Annotated in this window: 8 protein-coding genes; 3 read left to right on the top strand and 5 right to left on the bottom strand. The window is 36.7% G+C overall.

Annotation, left to right across the window (positions count from 1 at the left end; all coding sequences use genetic code 11):
- Window positions 1-5: 5 nt before the first annotated feature.
- The 4 genes from RLT85_RS09675 to RLT85_RS09660 form a co-directional block, all read right to left on the bottom strand.
- The gene (locus RLT85_RS09675; protein ID WP_311401832.1) at window positions 6-620 is read right to left on the bottom strand and encodes a hypothetical protein; all 615 of its coding nucleotides are present in this window, start codon (window positions 618-620) and stop codon (window positions 6-8) included.
- Between the two features lie 2 nt (window positions 621-622).
- The gene (locus RLT85_RS09670; RefSeq protein WP_311401831.1) at window positions 623-3,781 is read right to left on the bottom strand and encodes an HsdM family class I SAM-dependent methyltransferase; all 3,159 of its coding nucleotides are present in this window, start codon (window positions 3,779-3,781) and stop codon (window positions 623-625) included.
- A 325-nt stretch (window positions 3,782-4,106) separates the two neighbouring features.
- On the bottom strand, window positions 4,107-4,343 hold the full coding sequence (locus RLT85_RS09665; RefSeq protein ID WP_311401830.1) for a helix-turn-helix domain-containing protein: 237 nt from the start codon (window positions 4,341-4,343) through the stop codon (window positions 4,107-4,109).
- 157 nt (window positions 4,344-4,500) lie between these two features.
- Complete coding sequence (locus tag RLT85_RS09660; protein WP_311401829.1) at window positions 4,501-4,752, bottom strand: helix-turn-helix domain-containing protein; 252 nt, start codon at window positions 4,750-4,752, stop codon at window positions 4,501-4,503.
- Window positions 4,753-5,581: 829 nt separating this feature from the next.
- Here RLT85_RS09660 and RLT85_RS09655 point away from each other — a divergent pair.
- The 3 genes from RLT85_RS09655 to RLT85_RS09645 are packed head-to-tail and all read left to right on the top strand — an operon-like array spanning window position 5,582 to window position 12,825.
- Window positions 5,582-8,530, top strand: coding sequence for a SusC/RagA family TonB-linked outer membrane protein (locus RLT85_RS09655; protein WP_311401828.1), 2,949 nt, complete (start codon window positions 5,582-5,584; stop codon window positions 8,528-8,530).
- 11 nt (window positions 8,531-8,541) lie between these two features.
- On the top strand, window positions 8,542-9,945 hold the full coding sequence (locus RLT85_RS09650; protein ID WP_311401827.1) for a RagB/SusD family nutrient uptake outer membrane protein: 1,404 nt from the start codon (window positions 8,542-8,544) through the stop codon (window positions 9,943-9,945).
- 24 nt (window positions 9,946-9,969) lie between these two features.
- Complete coding sequence (locus RLT85_RS09645; RefSeq protein WP_311401826.1) at window positions 9,970-12,825, top strand: M16 family metallopeptidase; 2,856 nt, start codon at window positions 9,970-9,972, stop codon at window positions 12,823-12,825.
- 57 nt (window positions 12,826-12,882) lie between these two features.
- Here the strand turns inward: RLT85_RS09645 and RLT85_RS09640 are convergent, their stop codons facing one another.
- Complete coding sequence (locus RLT85_RS09640; protein WP_311401825.1) at window positions 12,883-13,149, bottom strand: DUF6520 family protein; 267 nt, start codon at window positions 13,147-13,149, stop codon at window positions 12,883-12,885.
- Window positions 13,150-13,158 lie beyond the last annotated feature (9 nt).

Here is a 13,158-nt window from a genome sequence, read left to right as displayed (position 1 = left end):
TGAATTTAATTTTGCATATTGGTGAAGTCAAATATCAAATGTTTTAAGATTCCTATTTCAATATGCTTGGATTCAAAATAATATTTATGCGAATAATTCTTTTTAGAATTCAAAGTTTGGGCATTTCTTTTGTCTTTAATTAGCAATTTATTAATGCCTTTTACAGTTTTGTTCACATTACCTTGAAGTAAGAAACCTAACATACAGCCAGAAGGATATTTCTTGCAAGTAAACCTGTCCATACCATCATCTATATAACTCCTTTTAAGTCCGGAATCGTTTTCTTTTAATCGTTTAGCTTCAAAAAAATACTTAAACTCTAGTTTGGAAATTATACTAGACATTCTTAAATCCACTCTTGGTAATTTATCAGCAAATCCTTTCTTTTTATTTGTTGTAGTTGATAAGTGAAATTCTCTAGTTGCAGATATAAACCATTGCAATCTTTTAGGATTGCCATCTAATTTTTCACAGAGTTCTTGTGCGATATCATTTTCATTCCAATCTAATTGGATTATTTTTTCATTTATCGTCACCTGATAAGCCTCTATAATTAGACTGAAACATTTAAAATCAAATGCATTCCTGAATTTTTCTTGAATAATCGTATTTAATGCCATAATTAATTCTCGTTTAAAATTTCAAGAATTAATTCAGAAGCATCTTCTAATGCCATTGATTGCGACCAGAATCTTCGTTGATTTGGTCTAATGATATATATATCGTTTCCTGTTTTATAGTTTAGTTTTTTTCTAAAATAGATGTTAGTTGCTTTCTCTTCCCATAAGTGTTTATCTAGTTTTTTTAATTCCTCATCAATAAATTCATTTGATTGAAAAGTTTTACTTTTCTTTTCATCAAAAGAAATTTTAATCATCATTAAAGGAGAAAATCTATTGATATTATTATAAATTGTAGCATTCGAGAATAAATCTTGCCCGTCAAGAAAATTATTTAATTCATTAGAAATCAATGTGCTAAATATATTTACTTGCTCTTGAAGTACAGGAAGTAATGCTTTTGATTTTTCTTGTTTATGAAATAAATCCAAACTATAGTTTATACCGTCATTAAGTAATGCAATATCATTCTTTGTTAAATTGAAACTTTCATAAATTATATTGTCAACATTCTCAACAATATAAAATTCTAGTTTTTTGTTTTCAATTTCATCGTTTAGAAAATTCTCAGAATTCAACTTTTCAATAATATGCATTGAAGCTTTTGAAATCGCTTTTTCTTGTTTTTTGTTAAGGTTAATTGGGATGGATAAATATTCATTTTTCATTATTTGTTCTCTTTCAATTCCATAAGATGAAATTGTCATAAAAAGAAAGTATGAGCTTATTTTTGAGTTAAAATAAGACATTAGTAAATGTAATTTGCTAATGTTTTTGGTGTCTGAATAAAATCCATAAACCCCATCTCTAAAAGAACAAGGTATATCTATAAAAGATGCACAAACTGCGTTTTTTTCAAGGCCTTTTTTAATTATAATGTGAGGGTTAGTAAAAGCTTCTATATCTCCTAATCGTCTAAAAGCAGTAAGGCTTTCTAAATCATCAAGATTTGTTAAATTATAAAAATTCTTATAAAAGTTAGTCGCTCTTGGTGTTTTTATTGACTTTTTAATATTCTTTAGTACATTATCCGATGTATTATATCTTTTTATGTCTTTGGAATCTAAATAAGGTAATTTAGTTAATATGTCAGAATATTTTGGCTTATCTTTTTTCTGAGTTAATAATTGAAATCCTACTCCAGATTTAATATTATGACTTTTGTTAAAGTCGTTAATATTTTCAAATTTAGAATTACTCAATTGTTTAATTAGGTTCCAATCATTCATTCCTCCCCACATTGCAACCTTCCAAATTTTAGTGTCAGGTTTTTGACATTCTTCTCTTGGAAGGTGTTTTAAATCCGTAAAATCGATATTTAAACCTTCAATTATATTTGATTTTATGTAAGTTTTAGGTGCATAATAAGCGATTTTATCGGAAGGATTTATAGGTTGCTCTTTTTGATAATATACTATGCTTATAGGTCCAGTCGCGTCTCCAAATAATTGACCTCCGAAATTTTTCTTTGCATTACGAAGTATAGAAAAATTATATACTTTTTCTACATAGCAATCATTAAATAACCATTTCCTGAAGTTTTGATAAGTTCCTCCTGTATTAGTTAAAACTTTGGTGTTAAATATTAATGCTACTTCTCCTTTTGGCGCAAACTTTGTGGATTTGTGTAAAAATGGTAAAACCATTTCTTGAGCAAAACCTTCTTGTTTACAATAGCTTTTTACAGATTCAAGCAAACCCGTAGTTCCAAACGGTGGATTTCCGACTACCAGATTAAATTCTATATTTTCTATTTCTTTATTTTCCGAAATAGTATCTCTACAGAATAAATTTGTCCCTTGTTCTTTTAATGATTTATCTTCTGGGTTATTAATAAGATTTGGTAAGCTATGATTTTTATTTTGCCAAATATTTTTAGGGTTCAGATTATCAACCAAAGCTAAGTATAAACTAAAAGCAGTAACTTTTATCGCTTGTGGATGTAATTCAATACCAAAAATATTATCAGTAAGTAGTTTTTTTAATTTATTAAAGTCAGTTAGTTTTTCATTATGAGAATTTTCATAACGCTTTACTAATCGTTTAAAGCTTTCTACTAAAAAAATTCCAGAACCACAGGAAGGGTCTAAAATCTTTATATCATAATTTGTTTCTCCCTTATTAATAGGAAGTTTCTCATTTAAAATAAATTCAACCAAAGAAGGTGGTGTGTAATATGTTCCCGTTTTTTTCTTTAATTCAGGGTGAGTTTTAAATAAAAAGTTTTCATAGATTTCACTTAGCAATTCTATTTGTATAATACTAAAATCAAACAGTCTCCAATCCTCAAATAGATTTATTTGCGGTGTGTTATCATTACCACTAATAAAACATTTTTTAATTAATTGAAGTTGATTGGTAGATATGTTTTCCCCATCTTCTAAAGTAAAAACGTTACCATTGAAATGTTCTTCTAATTTATCGAATAAATCATAAGTAGAGTTTACATCATTCAGAATGTCAAAATAGGATTTTGCTCCCTTTCTAATTTTGGAATAAAATTTCTCGTCTGTAGCTTCTCTATCTTCTAAGTATAACAGAAACAAAGAACGAAGAATGATTTTATGAATAAAATTAATTTCAAGTCCTTGTTGTTCCAGTTGTTTAGCTGTGTTAACTAAACTATCTACTAAATACTTATCTACTCTACGTTGTAAGTTTATTTTATTTCTAACAAATTGAGCTTCTTCTAAAGTCCAGATAATTCCTGTGTCAATTGCAATAGTTGAAAAAAGTCGATTAAGCTCCTGAATTTGTTCTTTGTCAGAAAATTTATAAGACTTTATTTCAATGTTCTGTAGTTTTTTATCATAATCAAAATTATCTTTAGTGATGATTATAGGTTTTTCAGAACAGTTATAAATACGAATTTCTGTTTCAGAGTAAACATACAGAAAAAGTACTTTTTTGAAGTTCCAAGCTTTTTTGTGAGTGCTTGCAATTTCTTTTAATGAATCTATATCAAATGAGTTTATTTTTTTTAAAAATATAGCAGGAAAGCTATTTTCGTTTTCATCGGTATTAAAATAAACTGCATCTATGCCAAACTCTTTTGCTTGGTTCAAGACAATAGATTTACTTTCGGACAGCTTCTTGTCTTTCGAAGTAGTATAAATGGCTTTGTTTAAACCAATTAAATCTATTGTTTTTTGTCCGTTCATTATTGTTTTTTATGGTCTTTATGGTTTTTCGTAAAATACAAATTTAATATTTGCTAAATTCAAGTTTCACAAAGCTAGGCATTTTATAAAATATAGAATCAGATAAAGTCCAATCTAAAGGACTTTTTTATAAAAAGCCATATTACTTTATACGAGTTTAAACTTTTAGCTAAGAAGAAGAACATAGTGTTACTTTTAAACAGGGCACTTATATAGATTCTCATTTGGAAACAAATAGACGTTTAGTTCTATATGCGATAAATAAATTTAAATTCTAAACCAGAAATTTTTTCATAGAGCCTTTCAAGCTCAGCAAATAAATTCTTTACAAAGCCTTTTCGGGCCAAAAATCTTTTGGAGAACATTCTAAAGCTTTTGCAATAAGATTTAAATGAATAATATTATACTTGGACTTTTTGGAGGGAGCTTCAATTTGAGATATAAAGCTTATATTTTTTCCAATAGATAATGAAAGAGCTTCTTGTCTAATACCCTTACTTTCTCTAATTTCTCGAACTCTCGAAATAATAAATTTTTCTATTTCTTCTAACGATTCATGCATAAGTCAAATTGAAAGAAAAAAGTAAACAATAACTTATGTTTTTATTAAAATATATTAGAGTTTTTTTGTGCGACTAGATTAAAAAAAAATGAAATCAATTTTCCATAAAAAAACGGAAAAGATGAGTTATATTAAAAATTAAGGAGATAAACTTGACTTACATCTCGATTTTAAAATTCTTTATGTCAAATTCAAAATCCAATAATTCTTTAGGATGTACATCTAATACCTGTGCAAACTTTAAAAATGTTTTAAATGTAAGATTTATTTTTCCTTGTTCGTATCTGCTAATTTCGGAAGTTTCAATTCCCGTGTAAAAACTTATATCACTTTGTTTTTGTCCATTTTTTTCTCTGTACTCTATAATTTTATAGCCTATTCCTTTTAGAAAATCATTTTTATTATCCATAGTTACTGAGTTTATCAGCAATTTCTTAGATTTCATATAAAATTTAATTGGGATATAACCCAATTAAAAAATATATTCATATATTTGTTATATAAATACATCATTAGATGTAATTTAGCAATTCTTCATATAGAAAAAAATTAGAAGCAATTGCTTTGAATCTCGCATCAAAAACTGGTAATTTTTAAGCAAACGAGAGGATAAGTAAGTTTGCTCACGACCCGGGCGTGGGCTCTCTTATTCGTTTGCAGGTATACCAGTACCTCTGATGCGATAAGTTGAGTTTCCACGCCTTTTTGTATTAGGTGTACCACTCTTCTTTTTTTTAACATTCAAAGCTTTTTCTTCTTTCATTGGCTATCCAAGAATTTCGATTAACTGGCGCTTAGCGTTAAAAACAAAGACTATGAAGCAAATAAAAATAGGAGCCTTTAGCGTTGTTTTTTGTTAAAGTTACTTTGGAGATGCTCCATAGATATTCTATAGATAAGCCCTAGATAGTTCATTAAAAGTATCTAGTGTAATAAAAGTTCTTACAGCGTTATTTTTGAAATGAAGAGCTCTGCCTATAAATGAATACTAGACTCTATAAAATAGATGTTGTATAGGGTCGAAGGGCTCAGGAAAGACTAAAACCACGTCCGGGTCGTAACGGAAACTAAACTTTAAAACTAATGCCTATGAAATAAAACTATAATTACAATACTCCTTTTGTTTCCCTCCTTTGGAGAGGCTAGGGGAGAAATAAAAAAGCCCCCTCCCAACTTTGGACGGTAGAGGAGAAGGCGTGTATTAACTAAATCAAATTAACTAATAACATTACAAATCTATGAAATTTTCTTACAGGCAGCACCTGCTAAGGGTAACTCTTTTACTGATAGGAGTACTTCCCTTGCAGGGGTTCTGCCAACAAATTATCCAGGGGCAGGTCAGCGACCCCCAAGAGCTCCCCATCCCCGGGGTGAACATCCAAATACAGGGAACCAATCGAGGAACCACTTCTAATTTTGATGGGGAATACCAAATGGTGGCAAGACCACAAGACACCTTGGTGTATACCTATATGGGCTATGTCTCGCAAAAAGTAGCAGTAGGTGAGCAGACCCTAATTAACATACAGCTTCAAGAAAACGAAAACTCTTTGGGCGATCTGGTGATCAATGCTGGGTATTATAAGGTAAAAGACAAGGAGCGCACAGGAAACATCGCAAAAATCACCGCTAAGGAAATTGAACTGCAACCTTTGGTGAGTCCGTTACAAGCTCTGCAAGGACGCATGGCAGGGGTAGAGATTAGTACAGGAAGTGATACCCCGGGCGCAGCGCCAACGATTCGCATTCGCGGTCAAAACAGTTTACGCCGCGAAGGGAATTACCCGCTGTACATTATTGATGGCGTGCCTATCAATTCGACTCCCGTGGAAAGTAACAGTAGTCTCGGTTTTGCAGGGATTGATCCCTTAAGTACGATGAACCTCAGTAATATTGAAAGCATCGAAGTGCTTAAAGATGCCGATGCCACGGCGATTTACGGTTCCCGAGGTGCTAATGGAGTCATTTTGATCACCACTAAAAAGGGGAAAGGACAAAAAGGAGTCCAAGCACGGATCTATAGTGGAGTCTCCACCGTTCCCAATAAACTAGACCTATTGAGTACCCAGCAGTACCTCAAGGTACGAAGACAAGCATTTACCAATGATGGGGTAGAACCCGATGAATTTAATGCCTATGATTTGTTGTTATGGGATCAAACCCGAGAAACCGATTGGCAGGAGGAGTTTTTGGGCGGTACGGCACACATTACCGATGTAAATGTTTCCGCTCAAGGCGGAAGTGACCGAACGCACTTTCGGTTAAACGGGGCTTTTCACCAACAGGGAACCATTTATCCGGCAGATCTACAGTATCAAAAATTTACGGGAGGTGCCCATTTGGATCATTCTTCTAAAGATGAGAGATTTCAACTGGGTCTTGCGATCAATTATGGCGTAGACCAGAACGAGCTCTTGGGCAACAGTGTTGATTTTAATACCAACGCCTTTAGACTTCCTCCCAATGCCCCAGCACTTTACTTGGAAGACGGCAGCCTCAATTGGGAGGAGTGGGGAGAGGCCGGACTTAATAATCCCCTAGAAGGGATTTTTAATAGCAGTACCACCCGAGCCCACAATTTAATTACGAGCCTCAACCTTTCTTATGAGATCGCCAAGGGACTGGAACTCAAAACCAACTTCGGGTTCACCGATTTCAATAGCGATGAAGTCGTAAAAATGCCTCAGCGCTCGTATAATCCTGCAGGGATGCCTCTGCATAGATCATTGAACACCCAAAGTCGACGCCAGTCGTGGATTATAGAACCTCAGTTAAATTACCAGCATCAATGGGGAAAATTAAACCTCCATGCTTTAGTAGGAAGTACGCTGCAAGAAAATCAATACGATACCTTTAGCGTACAGGGAGAAAATTATGTGGCTGAGTCTTTGATTGGGAACCTTGGTGCGGCAGAAAGCCTGATCAATGCGCAAGCGAGAAACACCCAATACCGCTACCAAGCGGTATTTGCCAGGTTGGGACTGAACTGGGATCAAAAATATTATTTGAACCTGACGGGGAGAAGGGATGGTTCCTCTCGTTTTGCCCAAGGGAATCGCTTTGCCAATTTTGGAGCTATAGGTGCAGCATGGATCTTTACCCAAGAAGCTTTTTTTAAAGAACAGGTGGCGTGGTTATCTTTTGGGAAATTTCGTGGAAGTTACGGAACTACGGGGAGTGATCAGATTCCAGATTACGGATATCTAGATGCCTATGAAGCCACACCAGGCCCGGGTGGTCTTTATCCCACAGCTTTAGCCAATCCACAATATTCGTGGGAGGTGAATAAAAAAGCAGAGGTGGCGATTCAATTAGGATTTTTAAAAGACAGAATCAGCTTGGGGGTAAGCGCCTACCGCAACCGTTCTTCTAACCAATTAGTGGGCTATCCTTTGCCAGCGACTACAGGCTTTAATAGCGTACAGGCCAATTTACCCGCTACCGTAGAAAATAAGGGATGGGAAGTGGAATTTTCTAGTGAAAACATCCGAAAGGGAAACTTTCGCTGGCAGACTTCCTTTAACATTAGTTTTCCAAAAAATAAACTTATTAGTTATCCCGGGCTAGAACAATCTCCTTATGCCAATACCTACCGAGAGGGACATCCTTTAAATATTGCCCTCTTATACGAATATACGGGAATAGACCCCGAGACAGGCTATTATACGGTGAAAGATCAAAATGAAGACGGGGTGTTTAACCCAGAAGACCAAGTCATTATTCAAGACCGTACCCGGGAGTATTTTGGAGGCATCAACAATAGCCTTAGCTATAAAGGAATTTCCCTGCAGTTTTTAGTTCAATTTGTTAAACAGGAAGGGAGTTTCACCTCTTTGTTCAATTCAGGTTTTCCTGAAAATCAACTACAAGAATTTAGCAGTACTTCTGCTACCCATCATCAAATATCCCAGACCCCAGAAGCCTCTTTAGCCTATTCGAGAGTGGTGGAATCAGATCTGGTGATCGAAGACGCCTCTTTTATCCGATTGAAAACGCTTAACTTAAGTTACAGCCTTCCCGCAGATTGGATAACGCCGTTGGGTATCAGTCAGGTAAAGTTTTTTATGACGGGACAAAACCTTTGGACGCTCACCGATTATCGGGGAATGGATCCCGACACGCCCATAGGCGGGCTTGCCTTTTCAGGTTTGCGCACTTTTACCTCAGGACTACAAGTTAATTTTTAAAAAAAAAACAGATGAAAAACAAGAAATATATACAAGGACTGGGCATCATATTGGTGTTATTGCTACTTACTTCTTGCCAAGAATGGCTGGAAATTGAAGAACCCGATCATAAATTGGTCAGCAGCGAAGTGTTTGACACGGAAGAAACCGCAAAAGCTGCAATGCAGGGAATTTACAACCAACTCTACCAAGCCAGCTTTAGTGCAGGCTGGTTGGGAAGCACCACCGTCCTGGCGGGATTGTCGGCAGATAATTTAGAACTTATTAATACCAATACCTTGGATTTGTTGCAATTTCAGCAGCACAATTTACAACCCGATAACCCCTATAACGAAACCCTTTGGGGGAGTGCTTATAATATGATTTATATGGTCAACTCTCTACTGGGTGGACTGCAAAAATCCACTAAGATATCGGTAGAAACAGCTCAACGTTTGGAAGGGGAAGCTAAGTTTGTTCGCGCCTTTACTTATTTCTATTTACGGAATTTGTATGGGGAGGTGCCTTTGGTACTGACTACCGATTATGAGTTTAACGCAACAATCGAAGTCAGTTCAATCACAGCGATCGAAGAACAGATCTTGGCAGATCTAGCGGTGGCAACCAGCCAGTTGGGGGATATTTATCTTACGGGAGAACGAACACAAATCAATGCCTATACGGCTAAGGCTTTATTGGCACGGGTGCACCTCTATTTAGAAAATTGGGAATTAGCCGAACAGTACAGTGCAGAAGTTATCGCCGCAAGCGGAACCTACAGCCTGTCCACCGATCTTAACGAGGTGTTCCTAGCCAATAGCCAAGAAGCCATTTGGCAACTTTCTCCCCTAGGGGCGGGAACCATGACCACCCATACCAATGAAGGTTCGGTATTTATCATCAACCCTTTCCTCCCTTCTTTGTCTTATGTAAAACTATCGGAAGGCTTGGTGAACAGTATGGAAGCCCAAGACCTAAGAAAATCCAATTGGATAGGTTATCATGAGGATCTTGGGGTATATCACGCTTACAAATACAAAATCCAAAACGCAACAGGGGAAGCTGCAGAATATTCCATGGTCTTGCGCTTGGCAGAACAATACCTCATTCGCGCGGAGGCTAGAACACGGCAAAATAACCTGACGGGCGGAATTGCTGACCTTGATCACATCAAAGCTAGGGCAGGACTCCCATTGCTATCGGTATCCAACCCGGGAATTAGCCAAGAAGCTTTGCTGGAAGAGCTTTTTATCGAACGCCGAAAAGAACTCTTTACTGAATGGGGGCACCGTTGGCTAGATCTAAAAAGAACGGATAGGGCACAAGGGGTATTAGCACCCATGAGTCCAAACTGGGAAGCGACCGATGAAAAATATCCCATCCCTGCAGAAGAACTTTTAAGTAATCCAAATCTTTACCAGAATCCTGGGTATTAAGAAATATATAGAAAAACAGATAAGATGATACAATTAAAGAAAAGACTACCCGGTTTGATCTGGGTCATCCTTTTTATCAGTTCCTTCATTCAAGCTCAAGAAGAAATAGAAGAGATCGAGGCCCTTCGTTCTGGCACCCTGCCCAACGGCTTTCAATATTTTATAAAAGATGTGGAGGAACCGGTGGCTAAAACTACCATGCGTCTCTATATAAAGGCTGGTTTTGATCACGAGGACTCCTTGCAACAGCAAATGGCACATTTGATAGAACACTTGGCCTTTAAGCCCACCGTGCATACTCCCACGAGTATCAAAGATGAAGCTTTTTTAGACCGATTGGGAATGAACATTCGGGATATAGGGGGAACCACCTCCAACCTTCATACCCGTTATTTATTTGATGCCCCACAAAATCATCCCAAAGCATTTCAGACAGGATTGGCCTGGTTTAAAGATATTGCGATGCAGTTACCGCTTACCAGCGAGCATATCAATCAAGAGAAAGGTTCTGTATGGCAAGAACTTATCTCTGGGAGTCAGGATCACGAGGATTACTTTAAGGCGGAACGCAATTTGGAAGCACAACTGTTTCCTTTTCGTAAATCGTATGACCGGTTATCCCACCACATCCAAAACTTTTCCCACAAGGATTTAAGACGTTTCTACAAAGACTGGTACCGACCTGATTTGATGGCGATCGTCGTAGTAGGGAATCTTAAAGACATTCAAGAAACAGAGAAACACATTCAAGAGACCTTTACAGATATTCCCGAACATCAAGAACCCTATCCTCATATCGACATCCATACCGCACATCAGAAAAGCCCCGCACAATTTAAAGTGCAGGTTTGGGAGAAGGGCTTTGACCCCTCAAAAAAAGAAGAGGTGGAATACCATTGGTATATTCGCCAACCTGAATTGGTCAATAGCTTGCACACACGAGAAGGCTATCAGCGGTATATTGCCTTTCAGTTGCTGTCTCGTGTGTTACACCAACGGTTGGAAGAAGCGAATTCCCCAGCCCTTATTGGTTCTGCTAAAAATAAAGATACCTATACCTATGGGGGGAACCCTTTTTCTTTGGCCCTTTATTTTACCACTTTTCCTAGTAAGAGCAAGGAAGCTTTTCAGCAGGTGGTGATCCCCCTTTTGCAGCTGAAGGAACAGGGAGTGATGGCGGAGGAATGGAAAAGGATAAAAGAAGATTATCTTAAAGAAAGTTTGCAATCGGAGGTATCCTATTGGAATGAAGAGTTACGAGACTATTGGTTAAAAAATGAAGTTCTTTTTTCCAAAAAAAATGAAATTTTTCACCAATGGGTGCAAGAGCTCTCCACCGAAAATATGAATGCTTATATTCTTCAGTTTTTATCTTCTCCACCAAAAGATATAGGCATCATTGCTCCTCAAGGCAATAAGGCATTAAATTTTACAGAAGAAGAGATTCGAGCTTGGGTGGAAGAGGCATATCTTAGGCCTGTACCCATCTACCAACCTCCAAAAGTGGTAAAGAGTTTATATAATGAAGTTCAAAAAGAAGAACTTGCCTTAGGAGCTTATACCACTAAGGCACCAGCTATTCCAGAAACCCATGAAATCGTTTTGAGCAATGGGGTACGGGTGGTACTAAAGTCTTATAAGCCGACTCCCGGATTAAGGGAGCATTCCATTAAAATTTCAGGGTATACAGCCCATGGAGCGACGTGCTTTTCGAAAACCGATTATTATTCGGCACTCAATGCCCCCAGTGTAATTACCCACCATGGAGTAGGGGGTGTATCTTCAAAAGAGATCAAGAGCTTGATGGATTATGCGGAAATTATGAGTTGTCGCTCCTATATTGATTATAAGGAGTCTAGCCTACAAGCGGAAGGTAATTTAAAGCATACCGAAGAAATATTACAGCTGCTGAGTCTTTATTTTCAACCTGTGAATCCTCAAGATATTGATTTTGACGCTTGGCAAAAAGAAGCCTTAGAAACTCGAAAATCTCAGAAAAACATACATGAAGATTTTAGAAATGCTATTCGAAAAGTCGTACAAGATAGTGCTATCCCCCCTAGTTTTAATTTTCGCTACCTTAAAGGGGAGGAGGCTATTTTGAGTATAGGTAAAACCGAAGAAAAACGTAGTTTGGAGATCTACCAACACGTATTTGGAGCACCAGAACAGTGGACATTTTTGATAACGGGAAATTTTAAAATAGAAGACGTCATCCCACTTTTACAACGATACTTGGGGAATATTAAACCAACCGTACAAAAATTAAGGTGTACCCCAACTCGTCAAAAGACCTTTAAAGCATCAGGGCCCGTTAAAAAAGAAATCCTGTCGAATACCCCCATGGAAAACGGGATGTATGACGCAAGTTACTACCAAGAGCAAAGGGGAAAAAGTCCTTGGAAAGAGATTTTGGAATTAAGGGTGCTGGGGCAAGTCATGCAACGAAAATTAAACCGTTTACGGTATGAGAAAGGCTTTTCCGTTTACAATTTTGGGGGATATGGAATATATAATCCAGATGAAAAACGTTATCGGCTTTATTTTCAAGTCGCTTGTCAGCCAAAAGAATTATACCCTATCCAAAAGGAAATCCAATTCATAGTAAAAGAGTTAAGAGCGGGAGAAATCCCCAAGGAATACTTGAAACAAGCCAAGCAAAGCATAAAAGGCAGGTTTAAGGTTCCTGTGCTAAAACAACATCGTCAGTTTCACGAATTGCTTTTTCAACATCTACGTTATGAAGAAGCTTGGGTGTCCTTGAAAAATTATGAAAAATTCATCGACCAGATTGAGATGGAGGATATGGTGAGGCTATCCAAAAAGTATTTGAAAGAAAAAAACAAAATAGAAGTGATTATGAGTGATGAAGCTTTGTGAAAAATAAAGAAGCACACGATTAGTGTGCTTCTTCTCTTTTTTAATGGTGAATAAAAATTACAAAGGGAACGGCGTAGTACGCGTCGTTTTTTTGAGTGTGCTCAAGTCTTGAATATCATAGATGGGATGTTCAGATCCGTCTTGTAGTTTTACCCTACAGTTGTAAGGACCTACTTGTCCACAATGAATTTCAGGAATGGCCATCCATTGGTTGTCCACGCGGATATAATCCACGGCCTGTTCTTTTCCTAGTTCTGCCGTGGTAAACGACATCCCGGTAGCGAAAATCATCGCTAACACGGGTAATAAAAATTTAGTTTTCATAATTTAAAA

Source organism: Mesonia ostreae, assembly GCF_031845265.1.
Taxonomy (GTDB): Bacteria; Bacteroidota; Bacteroidia; order Flavobacteriales; family Flavobacteriaceae; genus Mesonia; species Mesonia ostreae.
The sequence above is the reverse complement of the archived record's forward strand: the minus strand, read 5'-3'. Positions and strand labels throughout refer to the sequence as shown.

Bases quoted from the DNA above. Each gene is read 5' to 3' on its own strand.
- RLT85_RS09675 (WP_311401832.1), bottom strand. From the start codon at position 620: ATGGCATTAAATACGATTATTCAAGAAAAATTCAGGAATGCATTTGAT.
- RLT85_RS09670 (WP_311401831.1), bottom strand. From the start codon at position 3,781: ATGAACGGACAAAAAACAATAGATTTAATTGGTTTAAACAAAGCCATT.
- RLT85_RS09665 (WP_311401830.1), bottom strand. From the start codon at position 4,343: ATGCATGAATCGTTAGAAGAAATAGAAAAATTTATTATTTCGAGAGTT.
- RLT85_RS09660 (WP_311401829.1), bottom strand. From the start codon at position 4,752: ATGGATAATAAAAATGATTTTCTAAAAGGAATAGGCTATAAAATTATA.
- RLT85_RS09655 (WP_311401828.1), top strand. From the start codon at position 5,582: ATGAAATTTTCTTACAGGCAGCACCTGCTAAGGGTAACTCTTTTACTG.
- RLT85_RS09650 (WP_311401827.1), top strand. From the start codon at position 8,542: ATGAAAAACAAGAAATATATACAAGGACTGGGCATCATATTGGTGTTA.
- RLT85_RS09645 (WP_311401826.1), top strand. From the start codon at position 9,970: ATGATACAATTAAAGAAAAGACTACCCGGTTTGATCTGGGTCATCCTT.
- RLT85_RS09640 (WP_311401825.1), bottom strand. From the start codon at position 13,149: ATGAAAACTAAATTTTTATTACCCGTGTTAGCGATGATTTTCGCTACC.